Genomic DNA, 24,820 nt, shown 5'->3' with positions numbered 1-24,820 from the left:
CAAGCCCTAATCAGCCCTGTCCAGCCAGGGTGTCAGAGGTTGTTGGGTCTGGCTCCAGATCCGTTGCCATAACCAGAGCAAGGTCTGACGGCGCACTGTTGGTCTTTCCCGCTGCCGCACCGGCACTGGCTGCCATTGGCCGTCGCGCTGCTCGGCAACCACAAAGCTGAAATTGTAATAGGGGGCCAGCCCCATACGTAAATCGGTCAGTACCAACTGCTGCTGATGCTGCTCTAACAAATAAAAGCCCGAGCTGAACCAGTTCAGTTGCCTGACAGCGTCAAGGTCGGCAAAGGTTGTCAGCAGTGCCTGCTCCCGGCGAAAGACCTGCCATTGCACTGGCTTGTCGCCGTCGAACACCGAATAGTAGCCTTCCAGATATTGATCCTGTTGCAACACCAGGATACGCCAGAGTGCGGTGTTAAAAGGGGTTGCAGTTACCAGCAGCTTCTGCACCTGTTGATGTTCACCCTGTAATTGCTGCACCACTTTGTTGCTGACCATCCACTGAGTTGCCAAACCAATCAGCAGGTATGCCGAACTCAGCGCCAGACCCCATTGATTGGCCCGCCCCTGGGGCCGGACAAAAGCGGAACAAACGCCAAACAGCAACAGCAGGGTGTAAAGTGGGTCAATGACAAACACACTGCCGGTGCCATAAGGGGTATTGTTAAACGGCAGTGCCAGTTGAGTGCCATAAATGGTCAGGCTGTCCAGCAGTGGATGGCTGAGTAATACGGCGGCAACAGCCAGTGTCAGACGGGCAAACCAGGCCGGTTGCAACCAGTATTTGGCCAGCAGCCAGCCCAGCAGCGGGGAGAGTAACAGCAGATAAAACAGGGCATGAGTTTCAGTTCTGTGTTGAGTCATGTTACTCAACGGATCACCATGCTCTATCAGCACATCCAAATCCGGCGCTGTGCCAAGCACGGCTCCGAGCAGCGCCGCTTTAGGTACGCCAATCTGCTTGCGAAGCAGTGTGATACTGACGGCACTGCCAAGGGCCATTTGGGTCAGTGAATCCACTTTATAACGCCACTCCCAACCAACGCTGTACTGTCTCTGCATGCTGGGTCTGCAGCATTCTCAATGACTCAGCGGCCAGCACGACCGGCAGCTGCAGCTCGATAAGCCGCTGACGCCGAAACAGGTGCAGCGTCAGTGTGCGGCCGGGTTCGGTATCGGCCAACACCTGCAATAAAGAAGCTTCAGTGACCTTTTTATGATTGGCGGCGATGATCAGATCCTGCGCCATTAAACCTGCTTTGTGGGCGGCAGAGCCCAGCAAAACCTGCAACACCTGCACGCCTTCTGCGGTACCAGACGTTACGGCACCCAAATCACGGGCAGGGTACTGTGAACCGGCTGAGCCCGACCAGTCTTTCGGATGACTGCGGGCGCGGTAGCTAACCTTCAAACCCAACTGAGTCAGGCACTGTTCTAACGGCAATGGTTCTGCCTGATGGACCCAGCTTTCCAGCGCATTAGCAACTTCATGCCCGGCATAGCGGCGGGTCAGCCCGATAAAATCATCTTCCAGACTGCCTTGGCCGGAAGCGCCAAAAGCGAGCCAGGCCTGTTGCATTAAGTTTTCCAATGACAAGTCCTGCTGTTGCAGCCGGGCTTGCAGACAGAGCGCGATCAGGCTGCCTTTCAGGTAATAGCTGACCACCGCATTGGGGGCATTTTCATCTTGTTTATAGTATTTGGTCCAGGCGTTGAAACTGCTGTCGGCCACCGACTGTACAGATTCTGCCGGCAACAGGCTGACCTTATTGATGCTTTGTTCCAATGTGGTCAGGTACTGGGCCACTGTCATTTTGCCGCTGCGTACCAGCGCCAGATCATCAAAGTAGGAGGTAAAACCTTCGTACAACCAGAGTTGTGCTGTGTATTGCTCCCGTTCCGTTTGATACGGCAAAAACTGGGCAGGTTTAGCCCGTTTGACCCACCAGGTATGAAAATACTCATGGCTGCATAAGCCCAAAAAGCTGCGGTAAGCCTCAGTACTTTCGTCAGGCCTTAACGGGTGCGGCAAATCCTGATGACTGAGCAGAAGCAAGGTTGAATTCATATGTTCAAGCCCGCCGTAGCCTTTATCAGTGACCCAGCTTAAAAACCAGTACTGAGTTAAATCGGCCGGTAAACCGCCGAAAACCTGCGCCTGAGCTTCACAAATGGATGTGAGGTCCGTGCACAAGCGGGTTATGTCTGTCTCAGGTTCACCCGCCAACACCATATAGTGTGGAATTCCTGCCACCATAAATTGTTGGCACTGCAATTTGCCCAGTAACAGCGGGCTGTCAATCAGTTGCTGATAATCCGTGGCAAGGTATGTACCCTGGCCTAAAAATGCGGTTGCTGGCTTAGGACGCAACCCGGTGGCGACCTGCCAGTCCCTCTGGTATGGCGCCGAAATCGTCAGTTCCAGCGGACCGTCGGTTAGGCCTTGCACCGCCAGACACAAAGCACAGGGGTTCAACGCCGCCAGCTGATCGTCCAGGTAGTTGCCCCGTACCGATAAATCAAAGGCGTACACCAGGTAACGCAATTGAACCGGTAAACCTCTGTGTGACAGGCGCCAGCTTTGTTTATCAAGCTGTATCAACGGCAAAGTCCCTTCCGGGTCGCTGGCATTTAAGCCCTGCAGGTGTTTGGCGTAATCACGGATCATGTAACTGCCAGGGATCCAGGCCGGCAAACTCAGCACCATGTCATCATCGGTGGTCGGGCTGAATTCAAGACAGACCTGCACCAGGTGGGCAACAGGGTCTTTCAACTCAATCTGGTAACGGACTTTGGCCATCCCTTATACTCCAAGGTGTTGATTTGGATGTTTATCAAAGGAGTATTGTATGGCCTCTGAAACTATTTTTTCCAAAATTATTCGTCGGGAAGTGCCGGCGACCATTTTATATCAGGATGAGTTGGTCACTGCGTTTAAAGACATAGATCCAAGAGCGCCAACTCATATCCTGATCGTGCCAAATGTGTTGATCCCGACAGTCAACGATGTGGAGCCCCAGCATGAAGCCGCACTCGGCCGTATGTTCAGTGTGGCCAGAAGGCTGGCGGCGGAGGCGGGCATCGCAGAGAAAGGTTACCGGCTTATTATGAATTGCAACGAACATGGTGGTCAGGAGGTGTATCATCTTCACCTGCATATGGTCGGTGGCAAAGCGTTGGGCGCTATGCTCAGCCGCTAGGCAAAATCATGAAAAATCACTACAATTCGCGCCCAAACCTAGCCGGAGACTGGAATGACAGACCAAGCGCAAATAGCCAAACGCATCGAATATGCCCTCACCAAGGTGACCAAAACCGTATTCCCTGGACGCACCAATCACCACAACACTTTGTTTGGTGGCGAGGCGTTGGCCTGGATGGATGAAGTGGCCTTTATTGCTGCCACCCGTTTTTGCCGCAAACCTCTGGTCACCGTCTGCTCCGACCGGGTTGATTTCAAAGAGTCTATTCCGGCTGGCACTATTGTCGAGCTGGTGGCGCGCATCGAGCATGTGGGCCGGACCAGTATTAAAGTGAACGTCGACATTTTTGTGGAAGACATGTATCACGATGATCAGCACAAAGCGATTTCCGGCAGTTTTACCTTTGTGGCGTTAGGGCCGGATCGCAAGCCAACACCAGTGCTCAGCTGACAGGGCTTGAGCTTTGAGGTGCCCGGCAGTAAAGTGGTCAGAGTTCCACAACAACAGGGCACCATAACAATGAAAACAGTGCAACAATGGTTTGATGAATACGGTGAAAGCCATCAGAACCCCACCAACAAACTGATCCACTGGCTGGCAGTTCCAGTGATTTATTTCACCGTCTTTGGTCTGTTATGGCAACTGCCTATGCCATTTACCCTCTTTGCTGAACAGCAAATCACCTGGCCACTGCTGCTGGCTGTGCCAGCTTTGGCTTTCTATTTCAGCTTGTCCTTTGCCATTGGCTTGGGCATGACTATCTTTACCGCCCTGGTGGTCTGGCTCATTCGTGTGTACCAGGCACAAGTCAGTCCTGATATCTGGGTATTGTCGCTCACACTTTTTGTGATCGCCTGGGTGTTTCAGTTTATTGGCCATAAAATTGAAGGCAAAAAACCTTCCTTTTTTAAAGACCTGCAATTTTTACTGATAGGGCCGGCCTGGTTGCTTGGCTTTATTCTGCGCAGGCTTGGCTTGGGTGTTTAATCTGAGATGGGACTGTTGCGACTAACGGAGCTAATGCCGGGTTTAAAACCCGGTATCTGCAGCGCCAGTGCCAGTCGGCTCAGTTACAATAGTCCTGTGTTTATCCGGACCTGAACTGCCTTGCAAAAATTTTTTGAAGATCGCCATCGTTTGTTCTGGCTGTTGCATTCGCTTGGCTGGGCAGGTTTTGCCTTCATCAGTTATCTCGGCTCATTATTTCAGGAGTTGCGTTCGGCCTATTGGATAGTGGTTGCGCTGGACGCTTATGCCGGCTGGTTGCTGACTATTCCACTGCGTTATGTGTTTCAGCGCATCTGGCACTGGGAACCCTGGAAGATGCTGCTGAGCTTGCTGCTGCTGGCTTTGGCTGTCGCCGCAGTCTGGACTGTGTTCCGCAATTTTAACTACTGGGAAATCTATCGCCACGGGTTCAGGCCGGACAGCTGGACTCAATATTTCCGGCAGACCACCGTCAGCTTTTACGTGATACTAAGTTGGAGCGGTCTGTATTTTGGTATCAAGTATTATCAGACGCTGCAGCAGGAAAAACAAAAGTCGTTGACAGCCAGCAACAAAGCGCATGAAGCACAGCTGAAAATGTTGCGGTACCAGCTCAATCCGCACTTTCTGTTTAATACACTCAATGCTATATCGACTTTGGTCTTATTAAACGAATCGGACACAGCGAATAAAATGTTAGTGCGCCTGAGTGATTTCCTGCGTTATTCGCTGTACAAGGACCCAATCAAAAAGGTTCCGCTGCAGCAGGAACTCTATGCAGCCAATCTGTATCTGGAGATTGAAAAGGTGCGCTTTTCCGAGCGCCTGACCATTATTTACGACATTGATGAAGCGGCGGATGACGCCCTGGTGCCGAGTCTGATCCTGCAACCTCTGGTCGAGAATGCCATTAAGTACGCAGTGGCCACACAAACGGCCGGTGGAAAAATCATGATAGCCGCACAAAAATTTGGCCATGATTTGCTGATTGAAGTGGCCGATGATGGCCCTGGTATGGTGCTGACTGACGGCCTTCCCAAAGGCGGTGCAGGAGGCGTTGGGTTAATGAACACCAAGGAACGTCTGGCTGCTTTGTATGACCGCAACTTTTCTTTGGTATTAACCCATAATCAGCCGCGGGGGCTGAAAGTGAATATTCGAATACCTTTTGAAGTAGAGACGACTGATGAAACAGAAGCTTAAGGTGATAGTAGTCGATGACGAGCCGCTGGCCCGTCGCGGAATGCTGGTCCGTCTGGCAGACTTCCCGGAACTGGACATAGTCGCTGAATGCGGCAACGGTGACGAAGCCGTACAGAAAATCCGGGATTTAGCACCGGACGCAGTTTTCCTAGATGTGGAAATGCCAGGACTGGATGGTTTTGCGGTGATTAAACAGCTGCAACAAATGCAGGTGACTCTGCCTTATGTGATTTTTGTCACGGCTTATGATCACTATGCACTCAGTGCTTTTGAAGTGCAGGCTTTGGACTATGTATTGAAGCCAGTCGAAAAAGATCGTTTGTCGGTAGCCGTCAATAAGTTGCTGAAAAACTTCGATGCCCGCGACGATCAACGTCACAAAGATCAGCTGGCCGCTGTGGTGGCACAACTGACCGGCGAACAGCGTGATCAGATCCTGCAACGTCTGGACAAAGCCCAACCCGTGATGAGCGACAAATACCCGGAAGCGATCAGCATCAAAGACAGCGGTGAAATTACCCGGGTGCCTGTCACGGCGATCGATTGGGTGGATGCTGCCGGGGATTACATGTGTATTCACACCAAAGACGGACAGACCCATATTTTGCGGCGTACCATGAAAGAACTGGAGCAGGAGCTGGACCCTAAACTCTTTGTCCGGGTGCACCGCAGTGCCATTGTGAATGTCAATACCATTGCGAAGTTACAGATGCTGGCCAATGGAGAACATCAACTGATGCTGACCAACGGTCAGGCTGTCAAAGTCAGCCGCAGTTACAAAGACCGTGTGAAGATGGTGTTTAACTCCTGACCTTCCAACGCAAAAAGGCGCAACCAAGGGCGCCTTTTTTTCTACCCTCTTAATATTGAGCGACTTGCTGTTGCCAGTTCAGTAAATACTGGTCAACCTTTTTCTGCTTATCGCCGGTTTTTATCAGTGGGTACAAAGTCGCCTGCGCATTTACCTCACCGGCCATCATCAGATGTGCACCTTGTAACAGCTGCTCTACCGCATAAGCACCAAGTTTGGTCGCCAGAATACGATCAGCCCCCACTGGTCGGCCTCCACGCTGAATATGACCAAGCACGGAAGCCCGGCATTCAACACCCTGACGTTCAAGCTCCAGTGCCAAAGCAGCCGCGCCACCGGGATACATAGTTTCAGCCAGTACAATAAGATAACTGCAGCGGCCACGGTGTTGCTGTGCATTGCGTATATGCTGCAAAATTTTTGCAGTATCCAGCTCTGAGGCGAGCTCGGGACAAATAATTTGTTCGGCACCTGCAGCAATACCAGCGGCTACGGCCAGATAACCGGTGTGACGGCCCATCACTTCGACCAGAAAAATGCGTTCAAAAGCATCGGCGGTGTCGCGGATTTTATCAATGGCATCCAGAGCTGTATCCACAGCTGTGTGAAAACCAATGGTAAAGTCGGTGCCATCCACATCATTGTCTATAGTGCCCGGAACCCCCATCAATGCCCCCTGATAGTGCTGACTCAGCTGAACTGCCCCCCGAAAGGTACCGTCACCACCAATCAGTACTAAGGCATCTATCGCCAGCTCATGCAACACAGCGGCGACTTGTTTTACGCCGTCGTCAGAGAACATGGCCTGACAGCGCGCACTTTTCAGTACTGTGCCTCCGTGTTGGATCAGATGATTGACATGATAAGGGGTCAGTGTCAGGTACTGACGTTCCAGAATGCCGTTATAGCCATATTCAAAGCCAACAACCTCCAGCTCAGCAGCATTTGCGGTGAGTACGACGGCCCGGATTGCGGCATTCATTCCCGGCGCATCGCCGCCGGATGTCAGTACACCAATACGTTTCATTAGTTGTCCCTTGTTGTGCCATTGCCACCAGCATAGTGAAACCAGCCGCTAATGCCATGACCTGACGCAAAGAACAGTTATCTTTGAGCAGGTTATTTAAGCAGTTGGCCGGAACAGCCACAGACAAGAGAGAGCAGATCACCGATAATAGCGGCCTTAGAAGCAGGAGCTGTTATGCATCAGTCATCGGGTCGTGTCTGGTTAGGGTTTAGTCTGGCTTTGGTCACAGCTGTCCTTTGGGGCATTTTACCTTTGGCGCTGAAATGGCTGCTCAGCGATCTTACGCCCGCGTCCGTCACATGGATCCGTTTTTTGGTAGCCGCCATGCTGGTGAGCCTGATGCTGGTCGCCAACAAACAACTGCACTTTAAACTGACGATTAAAGGCTGGTGTCTGCTTGGCGTCGCTGCTTCCGGATTACTGCTGAATTACATTTTGTATCTGTCGGGGCTGAGTTACTTAAGTGCTGAAACAGCTCAGGTGCTGATCCAATTGGCGCCTTTTTTGATGATGATTGGCGCCGTTTTCATATTTAAAGAACCTTTATTGCTATGGCAGAAATTCGGAGCTGTGGTCTTGCTGATCGGTTTGCTGCTGTTTTTTAATGACCGCCTGCTGGAGCTGCTGCTGGAAGCGTCTGAACAGAGCTTTGGCCTGTTGCTGGTTTTAGTTGCGGCTTTTAGCTGGGCTGCTTATGCACTGGCACAAAAGCAGTTACTGATGCAGTTAAAATCCCAGCAAGTGATGTGGTTGATTTATATTCTTGGCGCCATCAGTTTTTTTCCTGCGACGGACCTTCGCGGTTTTAGCCAACTCTCGACCTGGCAATGGGCTGTATTGGCGTTTTGCTGCATGAATACAGTGATCGCTTATGGTGCCTTTGCGGAAGCCTTACAGCACTGGCAGGCCTCCAATGTCAGCGCAGTACTGGCCATCACGCCTTTGCTGACCATTGCCTTTGCCCAGCTTTTGTCACTGTACACGCCAGCCATAGTCACGGAAGATTTAAATGCGCTGGCTTGGATAGGCGCAGTGCTGGTGGTATTGGGATCAGCCATGACCGCGCTGGCCCCAATGCTTCGGCGCAGATAATTAACCTAGCAAACGAGGAGCCTAATTGTGGCACTGACTGATGAACAATCGCAGCAACTGATGGATGCCATTATTGAGAAATGTGAAGCGCTGGAGCTGGGTCCAGAGGAAATTATTGATGGACTGGGCAGGGCACTGCTAAGTGCGACCATAGCTTTTGAAAAAGACTCGGCCGCTATTACCGTGGAAGGAGTAGGGTATTGCGACGTGTTTATTGAACCCCAGGCAGAATAAGCTTCTGATCAGAATAAAAAAGCCAGTCATTGACTGGCTTTTTGCATGAGGTATCAATTAAGGGATTTGCACAATCTTGCAGGTGTTGGATGCCCCCACAGTTTCCATCACATCGCCATAGGTCAGGATCACCAGGTCGCCTGATTTCAGCTGAGCAATTTTCTGCACAGCTTCCAGAGCAGCGGCAGACAATTTCTGGCCATGATTTTGGGTGCTGTCAAAAAACACCGGATAGACGCCTCGGTATAACGCCATTTTGTTCAGTGTTTTTTCATGACGGGACAAGGCATAAATCGACTGCGAAGAGGTAATGCGGCTCATTAATTTAGCGGTATAGCCCGATTCAGTGAGCGCCACTATCGCTTTAATACCTGTCAGGTGATTGGCTGCATACATGGCTGACAAGGCAATAGTTTCGCTGACTTCAGTAAATTCAACGTCCATACGGTGTTTGGAGATTTGTACACGTGGGTGTTTTTCTGCACCATCACAAACCCGCGCCATGGCCTTCACTGTTTCAGTCGGGTATTTGCCGGCAGCTGTTTCCGCAGAAAGCATCACAGCGTCGGTGCCGTCCAGTACCGCATTCGCAACGTCCATCACTTCAGCACGGGTTGGCATCGGACTTTCGATCATGGATTCCATCATCTGAGTCGCAGTGATCACCACGCGGTTCAACTGACGGGAGCGAGCAATAATACGCTTTTGCTGGCCAACCAACTCGGCATCACCAATTTCGACGCCTAAATCGCCACGGGCAACCATAACCGCGTCCGATGCACGGATTATGTCGTCCAGAGTTTCATCGTCAGCAACAGCCTCGGCCCGTTCGATTTTAGCCATAATCAATGCATCGGAACCGGCAGCTTTCGCGAGATCACGCGCCTGACGCAGATCGTCACCACTGCGGGGGAAAGACACGGCGAGATAATCCACATCTATATAGGCTGCGAGTGAAATATCAGTTTTGTCTTTTTCAGTCAGGGCAGGAGCAGACAAACCACCGCCTTGGCGGTTAATGCCCTTATTGTTGCTGAGTTTGCCCGGCACTGACACTTTGGTGTGTATACGTTGGCCTACTACATGCTCAACAACCAGCTGAATACGGCCGTCGTCCAGCAGCAGCACGTCGCCAGACTGCACATCAGCAGGCAGTTCTTTGTAATCAATACCCACCTGAGTTTCATCACCTTCACCTTTCGGCAGGTCGGCGTCCAATACAAAGTGCTGGCCCTCTTCGAGCATCACCGGACCGTTTTTGAAGGTAGAAACACGGATTTTCGGGCCTTGCAGATCACCCAGAATAGCCACATGAGCGCCGGTTTTTGCGGCGGCAGCGCGAACCATTTCGGCCCGTTGTTTGTGATCTTCTGCACTGCCGTGCGAGAAGTTGAAACGGAAAACTGAAGCACCGGCCAGAATTAATTTTTCGATGGCGGCTTGCGAATTGGTGGCAGGACCCAGGGTGGCGACTATTTTAGTTCTTCTTGGCATTCTAAGGCTCCGATTGAATGGTCAGTAAACTGGTCGGCGTTAGTGTAATGTAATTTTATTACAGAATATAGCCAATTCTTGTGCTTTTAATGGCATTGAAACCGCTGATCCGATCTGTGAATTGGTAATTTGGCAACAACTAAGCCAAACGCCCTGTGTTCAACCTTAGTTCAGAACCTGCCAGCGGGCGAAAAAAAGCCCCGATAAGCAGGGCTGGGGTATCAGCTGTGAAAATCTTTTTTATCAAAGCGGGAGCCACGCAGGCTGTCTTTAACTTTCTTCAGATTCTCCCGGAATTTGGTTCCGCGGCGTAAAGTAAAACCTGTGGCAAGAATATCAATCAATACCAGCTGGGCAACGCGGGAGGCCATTGGCATATACATATCGGTATCTTCCGGCACATCCAGCGACAGCACCAGGGTGCATTCTTTGGCGAGCGGGCTGTCGTAAGCGGTGATCCCAATAACTGTGGCGTCGTTTTCCCGGGCAATGGCCGCAATATCGCATAGGTTTTTGGTCCGGCCTGTATGACTGATACAAACCACCACATCACCTTCACTGCTGTTAATGGCACTCATGCGTTGCATCACGATGTCATCGAAACACACCACTGGGACGTTAAAGCGGAAAAACTTATTTTGCGCATCGTGAGCCACAGAGGCCGAAGCGCCTAAACCAAAGAAAGAAATTTTCTTCGCCTGGGTCAGCACATCAACCGCACGATTCACGGTCAGTATATCGACGTGCTGACGGGCAGTATCCAGTGCAGCCATAGTGGATTCGAAGATCTTTGCCGTGTAGGCTTCGGGACCATCATCTTCTTCAACATGGCGGTTCACATAAGGTGTACCGTTGGCCAGGCTCTGCGCCAAATGCAACTTGAAATCCGGAAAGCCTTTGGTATCCAGGCGGCGACAGAAGCGGTTGACTGTCGGTTCAGACACGTCTGCCATTTTCGCCAGTGCTGCAATACTGCTGTGGATAGTCGTCTGGGGATTGGCCAGGATTACATCAGCGACTTTACGTTCTGACTTACTGAAGCTGTTGACGCTATTAATAATTTTTTCCAACACATTCATCGGATAGTCCTGACTTAATGAAACCTTGGTGTACAGCCTGTTGTAACCTTTTTTGTAAGGCAACCAGCGGGCCCTGCAGAGTAGTGATAAAGTTACAACAAAACAGCATATTCGTTGCCTAGGCTGCCTTATTATATGAGAATAGTCAAAACTTTAGCTTGCCTGTAATTTAATTACAACTTATTCGGTTTACTTCTCGGCATCGCTCGGCTAGTATGCGGTCAAGTGTTGTAAAATTACATCTAATTAAGGGTCTTCCATGACAACCACAGCACCAACTAACAAAGCCTGCGATTTGATTCTGTTTGGCACCAAAGGTGATTTGGCGCGCCGTAAACTTATTCCTGCACTGTATCAGTTAGAAAAATCGGCCTTATTAAACCCGGAGAGCCGGATCATAGGTGTAGCCCGTGACGCCATGTCTCTGGATGAGTACAAAGAGCTGGTTCAGTTCAATTTGCAGAAGTTTGTCAAAGAAGGCATTGATACAGATGTGCTGACACGGCTGCAGGCACGTTTGGTCTATGTGCAGGTCGACCTGTCTAAAGAAGACGACTACAAAGCACTGAAGCAAGTGACAGACCCTAAAAAGCGTATTCCGGTCAGTTACTTTGCCACTGCGCCTTCTTTATTTGGTCATATCTGTAAGGGCCTGTCTCTGGCAGGTCTTTCTGGTGAACCGGCACGCGTGGTGCTGGAAAAGCCCATTGGCCATGATTTGGCTTCATCAAAAATTATTAACAACGAAGTCGCCAAGTATTTTAACGAATGCCAGATTTACCGTATTGACCACTACCTGGGGAAAGAGACAGTACTGAACTTATTGGCACTGCGTTTTGCCAACTCTATTTTTGCTGCCAACTGGGATCATAACGCCATTGATCACGTACAAATCAGCGTGGCGGAAGAAGTTGGGGTGGAAGGCCGCTGGGGTTATTACGACGACGCAGGCCAAATGCGCGACATGGTACAAAACCACCTGTTACAGGTGTTGTCATTGATTGCGATGGAACCACCGGCTCGTTTGGATGCAGACAGTATTCGTGATGAAAAGCTCAAAGTTTTAAAAGCGCTGCGTCCTATTAACCTGAGCAACGTACAGGAAAAAACCGTACGCGGTCAGTATGCCGCTGGATTTGTTGCCGGCCATGCGGTTCCGGGTTATCTGGAAGAAGAAGACGCCCGCCCGAACAGCAAAACCGAAACCTTTGTTGCTATTAAAGTGGACATTGATAACTGGCGTTGGGCGGGTGTGCCCTTTTACCTGAGAACAGGTAAACGGATGCCTAACAAAGTCAGCGAAGTGGTGATTTGTTTCAAACCTCAACCACACAATATCTTCTTTGAAACTTATAAGCAGTTGCCAGCAAACAAGCTGATTATCCGACTGCAACCGGACGAAGGTGTGGAAATTCAGATCATGAACAAAATTCCTGGTCTGGGTGAAAACATGCAGCTGCAACAAACAAAACTCGACCTGAGTTTTGACGAAACATTTAAGGCACAGCGCATTGCCGATGCTTATGAGCGGTTATTGCTCGAAGCCATGTTAGGCAACCAGTATTTGTTCGTGCGCCGTGACGAAGTCGAGCAGGCCTGGAAGTGGGTAGACGGTATTCTGGATGCCTGGCGTACCACCAATGAGCCACCAAAACCTTATCAGGCGGGAACCTGGGGGCCAGTGTCTGCCATCTCCCTGTTGGCGCGGGATGACCGCAACTGGGACGAATAACATGGAATTACATCAATACGATAGCAGTGCGGCATTAAATGATGCCTTTGCCGCTGACATTACAAAACGACTGCAACAGGCCATCGCGCTCCGCGGAGAAGCCGTACTGGTTGTTTCTGGCGGCAAAACCCCTTTACCTTTATTTAAAGCGTTGGCACAGACAGAGCTCGACTGGTCAAAAGTGGTGATTACGCTGGCCGATGACCGTTGGCTGCCTGAACAACACGCAGACAGCAACGAAGGCCTGGTCAAAACCAACCTGTTGCAGGCCAGAGCGGCCAAAGCGCGTTTTATCAGCTTATTCGATGCAAAGCATCCGGATGACGCCTTTGCAGGCGCCGCGGCAGTGGCGCAGCGGGTCAAAGGCCTGGCGACTTTCGATGTGCTGATTTTGGGCATGGGTGAAGATGGTCACACAGCCTCTTTGTTTCCGTGCAGTGCGCAAATTCAGGCAGGTTTGGCTGACGACGCACCAGATGTACTGGCGGTACAGCCGGCAACAGCCCCTTATCAGCGGATCAGTTTCAGTAAAAAGCGGCTGCTTGACAGCCGTCAGATCTATATTCATTTGGTTGGTGAGAAAAAACTGACCGTGCTGCAACAAGCCCAGGCCGGACAGGATGCGTCAGAAATGCCCATGCGCGCCATACTGCAACAGCAGCAGGTCCCGGTCGCAGTGATGTTTGCGGCGAGTTAATTGAAAAGGCGAGGTTAGAAAATGCATTCGGTGATACAACAGGTGACAGAGAGAATCGCGGCCCGCAGTGAAAAAAGCCGCGCTCTGTATCTCGAACGGATGGAAAAAGCCCGGAGTAAAGGGCCACATCGTGGGGCTTTGGCCTGTGGTAACCTGGCGCATGGCTTTGCGGCTTGTAACGCACAGGAAAAAACCGATTTACGCAGCCTGACCAAAGCAAACATCGGGATTATTTCCTCCTATAACGATATGTTGTCGGCACACCAGCCCTATGAAACTTATCCGGCCATTATTAAGCAGGCAGTGGCAGAGGTGGGCAGCGTGGCTCAGTTTGCCGGTGGTGTGCCAGCCATGTGTGACGGTGTGACTCAAGGTCAGCCTGGGATGGAACTGAGTCTGCTCAGCCGCGATATTATTGCCATGTCTGCTGCGGTTGGTTTGTCGCACAATATGTTCGATGGCGCCATGATGCTCGGTATCTGTGACAAAATTGTGCCGGGTTTGATGATGGCCGCCCTGAGTTTTGGTCATCTGCCTTTTGTATTTGTGCCAGCAGGCCCAATGCCTTCCGGCATTCCAAATAAAGAAAAAGCCCGGGTGCGTCAGTTGTATGCGGAAGGGAAGGTTGGCAAAGAAGAATTGCTGGATTCAGAATCCGCCTCGTATCACAGTGCCGGTACCTGTACTTTCTATGGCACAGCCAACTCCAACCAGTTGGTGGTGGAAATTATGGGCCTGCATTTGCCAGGCTCGTCATTCGTCAATCCAAATACACCGTTGCGTGATGAACTGACCAAAGCCGCAGCCCGTCAGGTGACACGTCTGACTGATTTAGGCACCGAATACACGCCAATCTCACAAATTGTTGATGTCAAAGCTGTGGTGAACGGTATTGTTGGTCTATTGGCTACTGGCGGTTCCACCAACCACACCATGCATTTGATTGCGATGGCCCGTTCCGCTGGCTTTATTGTGAACTGGGACGATTTTAACGACTTATCCAATGTGACACCGCTGATTGCCCGTATTTACCCGAACGGCCAGGCAGACATTAACCACTTCCAACAGGCGGGTGGTATGGCTTATCTGATCCGAGAATTACTGGATGCAGGCCTGCTGCATGAAGATGTACATACTGTGGCCGGTTTTGGCCTGCGCCGTTACACCCAAACTCCAGTGCTGGAAAACGGCAAACTGGTGTGGGTCGATGGCCCGAAAGAATCGGGTGACGACACTGTGCTGAGTACCGTTGGTCAGCCGTTTAAACCTACAGGTGGTGTTACAGTGCTGTCCGGCAATATTGGCCGTGGCGTGATCAAAACCTCTGCACTGCGGTCTGGTACCGAAGTGGTGCAGGCGCCAGCCGTGGTTTTTTCCAGTCAGCATGAACTGGACCGTGCCTTCAAAGCTGGCGAACTGAATAAAGATTGTGTGGTGGTTGTGCGCTTCCAGGGACCGAAGGCCTGTGGTATGCCAGAGCTGCATAAACTGACTCCGCCTCTTGGGGTGTTGCAAGACCGTGGCTACCATGTCGCTTTGGTCACCGATGGTCGTATGTCTGGTGCATCAGGGAAGGTACCAGCCGCTATCCATGTCACACCTGAAGCTGTTGACGGCGGTGCTATTGCCCGCATCAAAGACGGCGACATGGTGTTGGTCGACGGCATCAATGGCGTACTGAAAGTGATGGTATCCGACGAAGAACTGGCTGCACGTGACGTGGCTACCCGCGATATGACAGACGCGCATTGGGGTATGGGTCGTGAGATGTTCGGCGGCCTGCGCACCGTAATTACCGGTGCAGAGCAGGGCGCCTGTAGTTTGTTTAATACCGAGGAGCAGTACCATGGCTAACATGGAAGTCCCTTTTGCCATAGTCGCGGATATTGGTGGGACCAATGCCCGTTTTAGCCGGGTGGATTTGTCCAGCCTGCAACTGGATAAGGTTGCAGTCTATCCATGTGCTGATTTTCCGACTCTGGCAGAGGCCTTACAGTTTTACCGTGAACAGCAAGGCGTAACTGCCATTCGCCATGTGGCCATTGCAATTGCCTGTCCTGTCACCGGCGATCTGGTCAAGATGACCAATTTCAGCTGGCAGTTTTCTATTTCAGAAATGAAGCAACAGCTGGATTTAGCCGAATTTATTGTGCTGAACGATTTTACCGCAGTTGCCATGAGTTTGCCGGCATTGACCTCCAACGAACTGGTTAAAGTTGGTTCAGGAAACACACAAAGCGGCAAGCCCATGGCTGTGCTGGGCGCAGGCACCGGCTTGGGCGTTGCGCATTTGATCCCAACACCAGCGGGCTTTATTCCTTTGCCTGGCGAAGGGGGCCATGTCGACTTTACCGCACAAACCGAACAAGAGTGGTTTATCCAGAACTTCCTGGCCAAAAAATACGGCCATGTGTCGCCGGAGCGCTTGTTGTCTGGCCCTGGCCTGGAAGATTTGTATCTGGCCATTGCCGCTTTTAAAGGCCAGCAGGTCGAGGCATTGAATGCGGCGCAAATTGCCGGTAAAGCGCTGGATAACAGCTGCCAGCTTTGCACTGCAGTCGTAGCGCAGTTTTTTGCATCCTTAGGTGGCCTGGCAGGCGATCTGGCATTAACACTGAGCACCTTTGGGGGTGTGTTTGTCGCGGGGGGCATTACACCTAAATTGCTCAGCCTGATCGAAAGCAGCGAATTCAGAAGCCGTTTTGAAGCCAAAGGTCGCTTCAAGGGCTTTAACAGTGGCATCGCCACCTTCGTCGTCACGGCAGAACAACCGGGCTTAACCGGCTGTGCCGTCTACTTAAAACAACATTTGGCGAGTTCACATCATGGCATTTGAAAACTGGCAACTCCAACCTGACGTTCTGTTCGCACAAGGCCCAGTGGTGCCGGTGATTGTGATTAAAGATTTAGCCGACGCTGTTCCTATGGCCAAAGCACTGGTCGCAGGCGGTATCCGGGTGCTGGAAGTGACGCTTCGCACACCAGTCGCGCTGGAAGCCATTAAGTTACTGTCGCAAGAAGTACCTGACGCTATAGTGGGAGCCGGCACTGTCACCAATGCCAGGCAACTGGCCGACGTGATTGCCGCAGGCGCACGTTTTGCGATAAGCCCTGGTTCTACCCGTGAATTGCTGGAGGCCGGTAAGAGCAGCGTGATCCCGCTGATCCCTGGTATCGCCAGTATTTCAGAACTGATGGAAGGCACCACACTGGGTTACACCCACTTTAAGTTTTTCCCGGCAGAAGCCGCTGGTGGTGTAAAAACGCTGAAGTCTATTCACGGCCCGTTTTCTGACATTAAATTCTGCCCAACCGGTGGTATTAATGAGAAAAACTTTAAGGATTACCTGGCACTGCCCAACGTGCGCTGTGTCGGTGGCAGCTGGATTGTCCCGGACGAAGCGATCAAAACCCAGGATTGGGGGAAGATCACCGAACTGTGCCAGAGCGCTGTAGCCGAAGCTAAAAGCTTTAGTCAGTAAACATTCAAGCCCGGTTTTTGCCGGGCTTTTTTAGCCCCGTCCTCTGCACATTGAAACTAAACCAAGGTTCTTTGTACCACCTGCAGTTTCAGCATTTCACCAGCGGCTATTTTCAGGTAAAGTAGTGCGCAATTCGAAGAGCCGTCCAGACGTCGATTTTATACGCGGCCGCCGTCCACGTTTTGCCATCTATTTTCAGTTGTTGCGAAGGAGCAAAGAATGACCACCTATAACTTTTGTGCCGGTCCGGCCATGTTGCCTGTTGAAGTCATGCAGCAAGCTCAGGACGAATTTGTCAACTGGCATGGTCGTGGCTGCTCCATTATGGAAATGAGTCACAGGGGCAAAGACTTTATTAAAGTGGCGGCCCAGGCCGAGCAGGACCTGCGGGATTTATTGCAGGTACCGGCCAATTACAAGGTGCTTTTTATGCACGGCGGCGGACGCGGCCAGTTTAGCGCTGTGCCACTGAATCTGGCCAAAGCGGGTCAAAGTGCCGATTACATCGTATCCGGTGCCTGGTCGAAAGCGGCCGCTGAAGAAGCAGCTAAGTTCACTGAATTGCAGGTACAGACCATCAACACCAAAACGGCCGATTTGCGCTCGCTGATTGCGCCATCCGACTGGCAGCTGAACCCTAACGCCAGTTTTGTACATTTTTGTCCGAATGAAACGGTCGATGGCCTTGAGTTTACTGAGTTACCAGCCACTCAAGCTCCTTTAGTCGCCGACTTATCGTCCACCATTTTATCGCGCCCTATTGATGTCAGCCGTTATGGCGTGATTTATGCCGGCGCCCAGAAGAACATTGGCCCTTCAGGCCTGACCATTGCCTTAGTACGCGACGATTTATTGCCAGCCAGAGATGCCGCTATTCCTTGTGTGCTGGATTATCGCCTGTACGCCGAAAATGACAGCATGTTTAACACGCCACCTACCTATGCCTGGTACCTGGCGGGCCTTGTGTTTCAATGGCTTAAAGGTAAGGGTGGCGTCGCAGCGATGGCCGAGCGCAATAAGCTGAAAGCTGACACCCTGTATTCGTACATCGACCACAGTGGTTTTTATCGTAATGATGTCGCAACAGCCTACAGATCCTGGATGAATGTGCCGTTTTTCCTGGCCGATGAGCGCTTAAACGATCAGTTTGTCAGTGAGGCCGAGCAACAGGGCCTGTTGGCATTAAAAGGCCACCGCATGGTCGGCGGTATGCGCGCCAGTATTTACAACGCTATGCCATTAGAAGGCGTACAGACGCTGGTGAGCTTTATGAAAGAATTTGCACGGGTGAACGGCTGATGAAAACTTTAACCTTAGAACCCATTGCGAACGTTGAAGGTGTGGTGCATTTACCTGGCTCCAAGAGCATTTCAAACCGCGCTTTGCTACTGGCGGCTTTAGCCTCAGGTACCACCCGCATCAGCAATTTGCTCGACAGCGACGATATCCGTCATATGCTGACGGCTTTAACGGCTCTGGGTGTGCAGTATCAGTTGTCGGACGATAAAACCTGCTGTGAGGTGCAGGGTCGGGGTGGCGTATTTCAGCATCCGGCGGCACTGGAGCTTTTTTTGGGCAATGCAGGCACTGCGATGCGGCCATTAACAGCCGCGCTGGCAGTCTCCAATGTGGATGTCACCTTAACTGGTGAGCCTCGTATGTACGAGCGGCCTATAGGCCATTTGGTCGATGCCTTAGCGCAGTGGCAGGCAGATATTGACTACCTTGGCGAAAGAGATTTCCCGCCTTTGCGTATTCGTGGCAAAGCATTGCAAGGTGGGGCCGTACGTATCGACGGGTCAGTATCCAGCCAGTTTTTAACCGCAGTGCTGATGACTGCACCATTATTGCAAGGTGACAGCAGCATTGAAATTATTGGCGAGCTGGTGTCCAAACCTTATATCGACATTACGCTGGCCCTGATGGCGCGTTTTGGTGTGACTGTGGACAACCAGAGCTATCAACGTTTTGTCGTCAAAGGCAATCAGCAGTATCAAAGCCCGGGGGATTTTCTGGTTGAAGGTGATGCTTCATCAGCCTCTTATTTTCTGGCGGCCGCCGCCATTAAAGGCGGTACCATCAAGGTGACGGGCATTGGTAAAAATGCGGTGCAGGGAGATATTCACTTCGCCGACGCCTTAGAAGCTATGGGTGCGACTGTGGAATGGGGGTTTGATTATATCTCAGTAACCCGTAACCAGCTCAAAGGGATAGACCGCGATTATAACGCTATACCTGACGCAGCGATGACCATTGCCACCACCGCTTTATTTGCCGAAGGTCCCACGGTAATCCGCAACGTATACAACTGGCGGGTGAAAGAAACGGATCGTCTGGCTGCGATGGCGACCGAACTGCGTAAAGTGGGTGCTGAAGTGGAAGAAGGTCACGACTATATCCGCATTGTGCCGCCAGCAGCGCTGAAACACGCCAGCATCGCTACCTATAACGATCACCGGATGGCCATGTGCTTTTCCCTGGTGGCTTTGAGTAACACGCCTGTGACCATTGAAGACCCGGATTGCACCAGAAAAACATTTCCCCAATATTTTGAAGTGTTTAACTCTTTAGTCAAAAGAAACGCGTAACTAAAAAGGTTACGCGCTTTCATCGAATAGACCGCGCTTTTTGTTGCCTGTTTCTGTATAATGTCGCCGCTTTTTGTTGTTTCGACTAATTGATGGAGGCAGAATGCAACAAGCGCCGGTCATTACCATAGACGGCCCAGGTGGCTCAGGGAAAGGCACCATTTGCCGTTTAGTAGCACAGAAACTGGGCTGGCACTTGCTGGACAGCGGAGCTATTTATCGTGTGTTAGCTCTGGCTGCCATTCATCATCATATTGATGCCAAAGACGAAGAAGCGCTGCAACCGCTTGCCGCTCATTTGGATGTGCAGTTCAGCCCGGATGAAACAGGTGGCACCCGTATTACGCTGGAAGGTGAAAACGTCACTCATACCATCCGTACCGAAGAAGTGGGTTCTGTGGCTTCTCAAATTGCATCTTTACCTCGTGTACGTGAAGCTTTATTGCGTCGTCAACGCGCCTTTCGTGAAGCCCCAGGCTTAGTTGCTGATGGACGTGATATGGGCACTGTGGTGTTCCCACAGGCAGAAGTTAAAATTTATTTAACAGCCGACGCGCAAGAGCGCGCCAACAGGCGTTATCTGGAGTTGAAACAAAAGGGCCATGATGTTAACATCGGCGACCTTTTGAGCGAAATCCAGGCTCGTGATGAGCGGGACATGAACCGCGCCGTCGCACCATTAAAACCGGCTGACGACGCCTACATGCTGGATTCAACGCATAAAACCATTGAACAAGTGTTGGATGAGGTACTGAGCGTTTGTGAACAGCGCTTGAACCAGGCCTAGTCGACACTTTGGACAACCAGCGGCACGGATGTTGTTGGTGAACTTAGCAACCCCATGACACAGGACTGTGCGTGGAGCACTTAACTGAAAAAGTGATTATGACTGAAAATTTTGCACAATTATTTGAGGAAAGCCTCAAGTCTATCGAAACCCGTCCAGGTGCCATCGTTAAAGGTACTGTTGTTGCAGTACAAAAAGACGTCGTTCTGGTTGACGCTGGTCTGAAATCTGAAGCTGCAATCCCGGTAGAACAATTCAAAAACTCTGCTGGCGAAATCGAAGTAAACGTTGGTGATCTGATCGACGTAGCTCTGGACGCAGTAGAAGACGGTTTCGGTGAAACTCTGCTGTCTCGCGAAAAAGCCAAGCGCCATGAGTCATGGGTTCGCCTGGAAAAAGCCTGTGAAGAAAAAGCCACTGTTATCGGTGTTATCACTGGTAAGGTTAAAGGCGGCTTCACTGTTGAAGTAGACGGTATCCGTGCATTCCTGCCTGGTTCATTAGTAGACGTTCGCCCGGTACGCGACACACTGCACCTGGAACACAAAGAACTGGAATTCAAAGTAATCAAACTGGATCAGAAGCGTAACAACGTGGTTGTATCACGTCGTGCCGTGATCGAGTCTGAGAGCTCAGCTGAGCGTGACAGCCTGCTGCAAAACCTGGAAGAAGGTATGGAAGTCAAAGGTATCGTGAAGAACCTGACTGACTACGGTGCTTTCGTCGACCTGGGTGGTGTAGACGGCTTACTGCACATCACTGACATGGCTTGGAAACGCGTTAAGCACCCAAGCGAAATCGTCAATGTTGGCGACGAGATCCCAGTAAAAGTACTGAAATTCGACCGTGAGAAGCAACGTGTTTCTCTGGGTCTGAAGCAAATGGGTGAAGATCCATGGGCCGCTATCGCTTCTCGTTACCCAGAAGGTGCGAAAATCACTGGTCGTGTAACGAACCTGACTGACTACGGCTGCTTCGTTGAAATCGAAGAAGGCGTTGAAGGTCTGGTACACGTATCAGAGATGGACTGGACAAACAAAAACATCCACCCATCTAAAGTCGTTAACCTGGGCGACACCGTAGAAGTTATGGTTCTGGAAATCGACGAAGAACGTCGTCGTATTTCTCTGGGCCTGAAGCAATGCAAAGCGAATCCATGGGAAGAGTTTGCTAAAGGCTTCAACAAAGGTGACCGTGTTTCCGGTAAGATCAAGTCAATCACTGACTTCGGTATCTTCATCGGTCTGGACGGCGGCATCGATGGTCTGGTTCACCTGTCAGACATCAGCTGGAATTCCACTGGCGAAGACGCAGTTCGTGAATTCAAGAAAGGCGACGAAGTGCACGCGGTTGTTCTGCAAGTTGACCCAGAGCGCGAGCGTATCTCTTTAGGTATCAAGCAATTAGACGAAGATCCGTTCAACGGCTACCTTGCTGATAACAAAAAAGGTGCTATCGTTAAAGGCAAAGTAACTGCAGTTGACGCCAAAGGCGCTACTGTTGAGCTGGAAGGCGGTGTAGAAGGTTACATCCGCGTATCGGACATCGCTCGTGAGCGTATCGAAGATGCCACTACTGTGCTGAAAGCAGGCGAAGAAGTTGAGGCTCGTCTGATGGGTGTTGACCGCAAAAACCGCGTGATCAGCCTGTCAATCAAAGCCAAGTTCGAAGCTGAAGAGAAAGAAGCGTTAGAATCGATCAAGCAAGATGATGCTGGTTTCGGTGGTAACGCCATGGCAGAAGCATTTAAAGCTGCTCAGAAATCTGAGTAATTAAATGTTTGTCAGGCCGCCCGGATCCCCGGGCGGCCGTTTTATCAGTTGGAGGGTTCATGACCAAATCAGAATTGATCGAAAAACTGGCAGCTGACTTTTCTCATATTCCTATCAAAGATGTGGAATCATCTGTAAAAGAGATCCTTGAGCAAATGGCAGGGTCTTTGGCCAATAACGAACGTATTGAAATTCGTGGCTTTGGCAGCTTTTCCTTGCATTACCGCGCACCTCGGGTAGGTCGCAACCCAAAAACCGGTGACAAAGTTGAACTGGACGGCAAGTACGTTCCTCACTTTAAACCAGGTAAAGAATTACGTGATCGGGTAAAAGAAAACACCTGATTAATCTTCAAGCCAGACATGGATTGACGCAGTTTTGACCAGAATTTTGTTTAGTATTGTCATTCTCGTATTGTTGCTGGCTGGCCTGATGTTAGCGTCTTTGAACCAACACAGCACAATTCTTAATTATGTGATTGGACAAATTGAGCTGAGAGTCAGTGAACTCGCAGCTTTGTTTTTACTGCTTGGCTTTCTGCTTGGTCTGGTATTTTCATCCCTTTTTGTACTTACACGCAGAACCCGTCGTTGGTTAAATAAATCCGCTGAGCAGCGCTGACCCTTATGCTGGAATGGTTATTTCTGTTATTGCCCGTTGCCGCTGCCTATGGCTGGTTTATGGGCAGCAACAGCGAACGGCAAAAAGCACTCAAAGGCAAAGCCTCCGTCAGTAAAAACCTCGCCTCCGGCCTTAACTTTCTGCTGACCGATCAAGAAGATAAAGCCATAGAGCAGTTATTGCAGCTGCTGGACATCGAAGTAGCCACAGTCGACACCTACCTGGCCTTGGCAACCCTGTTCCGTCGCCGTGGTGACTGGGACAAAGCCATCCGCATTCATGAAAAACTCTGCCAGCAAAAGCTGCCTAAACCTCAGGCGCAGAAGATCCGCTTCGAGCTGGCGAAAGATTATTTCCATGCTGGTTTATACGACAGAGCCGAACCTTTATTGGCTGATTTAGTCCAGGCGGACAGCATTCGTGAAGCGGTGATTAAACAGCTGTTTCAGTTGTATCTGGCCACTCATGAATGGCACAAAGGCCTGGATTTCAGGGCCGTGGTGGAACAAACCGACTCCCGTTCCTTGCGTATCGGGCTTGCCAACTTTCAATGCGAAGCCTGGCAACAGGAACCTCAAACCAGAGCAGAACAGTTTCAGCAACTGGCTGAGCGCTATCCACAGGCCCTCAGGCCACGATACGAAGCAGCCCGGCGTTATCTGAACCAGGGGCAGGGCGAAGCAGCCCGTCCTTTACTGCTCAGTATCCTGCAGCAACGTCCACAGTGGGCCGCGGATCTGTTACCTATGGTAGCGCAATCACAACCGGATGAAGCGGACTGGCAGGCGTTATTGCAGCAGCTCAGTCAGAAAAATAAAAATATTTCGGCCACTTCATTACTGGCCGAGTTATTCCTGAAGCAACAGCAGCCGGAGCAGGCTGAGCGATTGCTGACCGATAAACTGAAGCAGCAACCCAATATCCGCTTGTTCCAAAGCTTTATTCAGCTGCGTCTTCGCCAGAGTAGCGGAGAAGTGGCCATACAACTGGGTCAAATCGAACAAATGGTCCAGGCGTATCTGGAAACCAAAGTACTGTACCATTGCCGCAACTGCGGTTTTAAAACCAAACAGCCGTATTGGCTTTGTCCGTCATGCAAACAATGGGAAACCGTTGAGCCTTTGCCTGGCATTGACGGCCGTTAATTTTCAGAGAGTGTTATGAGTCAGCAGAAAAATACCGTCGTTGTGGCGCTGGACTTTGAACAGCAACAAGCCGCACTGAATTTAGTCAGTCAGTTGGACCCCAAACTGTGCCGGCTGAAAGTTGGCAAAGAAATGTTTACCCATTTTGGTCCGGCTTTTGTCACCGAGCTCCATAACCGCGGTTTTGACGTATTTTTGGATCTGAAATTTCATGACATTCCGAACACTGTGGCCAAAGCGGTAAAAGCGGCCGCTGATCTGGGTGTCTGGATGGTCAATGTGCATGCCAGCGGCGGCACCAGAATGATGGCAGCGGCACGGGATATTCTGCAGCCCTACGGGGCCCAAAAGCCGCTGCTGATAGCGGTGACAGTACTGACCAGTATGGAGCAGAGTGACTTAACTGAACTGGGTATCGCCCTGACTCCAGAGCAGCAGGTGTTGAAACTGGCCGGTCTGACGCATAAAGCCGGGCTGGATGGCGTTGTCTGTTCTGCCCAGGAATCCAGTTTACTGAAACACCAGTTTGGTCAGAATTTTTGTCTGGTGACACCGGGGATAAGACCAGCCAGCGCCAGCCAGGACGACCAGAAACGGGTGATGACACCAGCTCAGGCCATAGCGGCGGGCGTCGACTATATGGTGATAGGTCGCCCGATCACCAAAGCAGCAGATCCATTGGCTGCGTTGCACAGCATTTATCAGGAAATCAGCCAGGCCGGCTGACCCAACAGCGAGTTATTCTGGTGCATTATTGCACCAGAATAACTCCTTATCTTCAGCGCCCACTCAAACACAATCATAATAAGTTATTTGATATCAATAACTTGATTGGTTGGCATTAAATCTGCTTTTCCATT

24 protein-coding genes are annotated in these 24,820 nt (G+C 50.9%); 19 read left to right on the top strand and 5 right to left on the bottom strand.

Annotated features, from left to right (window positions below):
* Positions 1-6: 6 nt before the first annotated feature.
* A complete protein-coding gene (locus WKJ04_RS14410; protein ID WP_337881056.1) occupies positions 7-1,068 on the bottom strand; it encodes a metal-dependent hydrolase in 1,062 nt (353 codons plus the stop codon).
* Positions 1,028-2,806, bottom strand: coding sequence for a PDZ domain-containing protein (locus tag WKJ04_RS14405; protein WP_337881055.1), 1,779 nt, complete (start codon positions 2,804-2,806; stop codon positions 1,028-1,030). The genes WKJ04_RS14410 and WKJ04_RS14405 overlap by 41 nt, the downstream gene beginning before the upstream one ends.
* A 49-nt stretch (positions 2,807-2,855) precedes the next feature.
* Here WKJ04_RS14405 and hinT point away from each other — a divergent pair, with 49 nt between their 5' ends.
* The 5 genes from hinT (at position 2,856) to WKJ04_RS14380 (ending at position 6,210) form a co-directional block, all read left to right on the top strand.
* Positions 2,856-3,206: a purine nucleoside phosphoramidase gene (gene hinT, locus WKJ04_RS14400; protein WP_337881054.1), complete on the top strand. Its 351-nt coding sequence runs from the start codon at positions 2,856-2,858 to the stop codon at positions 3,204-3,206.
* 54 nt (positions 3,207-3,260) lie between these two features.
* On the top strand, positions 3,261-3,659 hold the full coding sequence (locus WKJ04_RS14395; protein ID WP_337881053.1) for an acyl-CoA thioesterase: 399 nt from the start codon (positions 3,261-3,263) through the stop codon (positions 3,657-3,659).
* Between the two features lie 69 nt (positions 3,660-3,728).
* Positions 3,729-4,196: an Mpo1-like protein gene (locus WKJ04_RS14390; protein ID WP_337881052.1), complete on the top strand. Its 468-nt coding sequence runs from the start codon at positions 3,729-3,731 to the stop codon at positions 4,194-4,196.
* Between the two features lie 120 nt (positions 4,197-4,316).
* Positions 4,317-5,399 carry a histidine kinase gene (locus WKJ04_RS14385; protein ID WP_337881051.1) on the top strand — a complete coding sequence of 361 codons (1,083 nt, stop codon included), beginning with the start codon at positions 4,317-4,319 and terminating at the stop codon, positions 5,397-5,399.
* The gene (locus WKJ04_RS14380; RefSeq protein WP_337881050.1) at positions 5,383-6,210 is read left to right on the top strand and encodes a LytTR family DNA-binding domain-containing protein; all 828 of its coding nucleotides are present in this window, start codon (positions 5,383-5,385) and stop codon (positions 6,208-6,210) included. Before WKJ04_RS14385 ends, WKJ04_RS14380 begins: the two co-directional genes overlap by 17 nt.
* A gap of 49 nt (positions 6,211-6,259) precedes the next feature.
* On the opposite strand, the gene WKJ04_RS14375 is transcribed toward WKJ04_RS14380, so the two are convergent.
* Entirely contained in the window at positions 6,260-7,237 is a 978-nt protein-coding gene (locus WKJ04_RS14375) for an ATP-dependent 6-phosphofructokinase (protein ID WP_337881049.1), read from the bottom strand.
* A gap of 174 nt (positions 7,238-7,411) precedes the next feature.
* On the opposite strand from WKJ04_RS14375, the gene WKJ04_RS14370 reads away from it, so the two are divergent.
* Together WKJ04_RS14370 and WKJ04_RS14365 are read left to right on the top strand one after the other, a co-directional pair.
* On the top strand, positions 7,412-8,329 hold the full coding sequence (locus WKJ04_RS14370) for a DMT family transporter (protein ID WP_337881048.1): 918 nt from the start codon (positions 7,412-7,414) through the stop codon (positions 8,327-8,329).
* A gap of 27 nt (positions 8,330-8,356) precedes the next feature.
* A complete protein-coding gene (locus tag WKJ04_RS14365) occupies positions 8,357-8,563 on the top strand; it encodes a hypothetical protein (protein ID WP_337881047.1) in 207 nt (68 codons plus the stop codon).
* Between the two features lie 57 nt (positions 8,564-8,620).
* Here WKJ04_RS14365 and pyk read toward each other — a convergent pair whose 3' ends face one another.
* Positions 8,621-10,057, bottom strand: a complete 1,437-nt coding sequence (pyk, locus tag WKJ04_RS14360; RefSeq protein WP_337881046.1) for a pyruvate kinase — start codon at positions 10,055-10,057, stop codon at positions 8,621-8,623.
* 221 nt (positions 10,058-10,278) lie between these two features.
* Positions 10,279-11,136, bottom strand: a complete 858-nt coding sequence (locus WKJ04_RS14355) for a MurR/RpiR family transcriptional regulator (RefSeq protein ID WP_337843502.1) — start codon at positions 11,134-11,136, stop codon at positions 10,279-10,281.
* Between the two features lie 259 nt (positions 11,137-11,395).
* On the opposite strand from WKJ04_RS14355, the gene zwf reads away from it, so the two are divergent.
* From zwf to pyrF, 12 genes are all read left to right on the top strand, one after another.
* A complete protein-coding gene (gene zwf, locus WKJ04_RS14350; RefSeq protein WP_337881045.1) occupies positions 11,396-12,868 on the top strand; it encodes a glucose-6-phosphate dehydrogenase in 1,473 nt (490 codons plus the stop codon).
* Between the two features lies 1 nt (position 12,869).
* Positions 12,870-13,565 (top strand): 6-phosphogluconolactonase, encoded by a 696-nt coding sequence (gene pgl / locus WKJ04_RS14345; protein ID WP_337881044.1) that lies wholly within the window; start codon positions 12,870-12,872, stop codon positions 13,563-13,565.
* Positions 13,566-13,586: 21 nt separating this feature from the next.
* The gene (gene edd, locus WKJ04_RS14340; protein ID WP_337881043.1) at positions 13,587-15,419 is read left to right on the top strand and encodes a phosphogluconate dehydratase; all 1,833 of its coding nucleotides are present in this window, start codon (positions 13,587-13,589) and stop codon (positions 15,417-15,419) included.
* The gene (locus WKJ04_RS14335) at positions 15,412-16,401 is read left to right on the top strand and encodes a glucokinase (RefSeq protein WP_337881042.1); all 990 of its coding nucleotides are present in this window, start codon (positions 15,412-15,414) and stop codon (positions 16,399-16,401) included. Before edd ends, WKJ04_RS14335 begins: the two co-directional genes overlap by 8 nt.
* On the top strand, positions 16,391-17,047 hold the full coding sequence (locus tag WKJ04_RS14330) for a bifunctional 4-hydroxy-2-oxoglutarate aldolase/2-dehydro-3-deoxy-phosphogluconate aldolase (RefSeq protein ID WP_337881041.1): 657 nt from the start codon (positions 16,391-16,393) through the stop codon (positions 17,045-17,047). The genes WKJ04_RS14335 and WKJ04_RS14330 overlap by 11 nt, the downstream gene beginning before the upstream one ends.
* Positions 17,048-17,266: 219 nt before the next feature.
* On the top strand, positions 17,267-18,346 hold the full coding sequence (gene serC / locus WKJ04_RS14325; RefSeq protein ID WP_337881040.1) for a 3-phosphoserine/phosphohydroxythreonine transaminase: 1,080 nt from the start codon (positions 17,267-17,269) through the stop codon (positions 18,344-18,346).
* Positions 18,346-19,635: a 3-phosphoshikimate 1-carboxyvinyltransferase gene (aroA, locus tag WKJ04_RS14320; protein WP_337881039.1), complete on the top strand. Its 1,290-nt coding sequence runs from the start codon at positions 18,346-18,348 to the stop codon at positions 19,633-19,635. Before serC ends, aroA begins: the two co-directional genes overlap by 1 nt.
* A gap of 103 nt (positions 19,636-19,738) precedes the next feature.
* Positions 19,739-20,422, top strand: coding sequence for a (d)CMP kinase (gene cmk, locus WKJ04_RS14315; protein WP_337843494.1), 684 nt, complete (start codon positions 19,739-19,741; stop codon positions 20,420-20,422).
* A 98-nt stretch (positions 20,423-20,520) separates the two neighbouring features.
* Complete coding sequence (rpsA, locus tag WKJ04_RS14310; protein ID WP_337843534.1) at positions 20,521-22,194, top strand: 30S ribosomal protein S1; 1,674 nt, start codon at positions 20,521-20,523, stop codon at positions 22,192-22,194.
* Positions 22,195-22,202: 8 nt separating this feature from the next.
* Positions 22,203-22,538 (top strand): integration host factor subunit beta, encoded by a 336-nt coding sequence (gene ihfB, locus WKJ04_RS14305; protein ID WP_337881038.1) that lies wholly within the window; start codon positions 22,203-22,205, stop codon positions 22,536-22,538.
* A 282-nt stretch (positions 22,539-22,820) separates the two neighbouring features.
* Positions 22,821-23,960 (top strand): tetratricopeptide repeat protein, encoded by a 1,140-nt coding sequence (locus tag WKJ04_RS14300; protein ID WP_337881037.1) that lies wholly within the window; start codon positions 22,821-22,823, stop codon positions 23,958-23,960.
* Positions 23,961-23,975: 15 nt separating this feature from the next.
* Positions 23,976-24,686, top strand: coding sequence for an orotidine-5'-phosphate decarboxylase (gene pyrF, locus WKJ04_RS14295; protein WP_337881036.1), 711 nt, complete (start codon positions 23,976-23,978; stop codon positions 24,684-24,686).
* Positions 24,687-24,820: the final 134 nt, after the last annotated feature.

It is taken from the genome of Rheinheimera sp. (assembly GCF_037442345.1).
Lineage (GTDB): Bacteria > Pseudomonadota > Gammaproteobacteria > Enterobacterales > Alteromonadaceae > Pararheinheimera.
The sequence above is the reverse complement of the archived record's forward strand: the minus strand, read 5'-3'. Positions and strand labels throughout refer to the sequence as shown.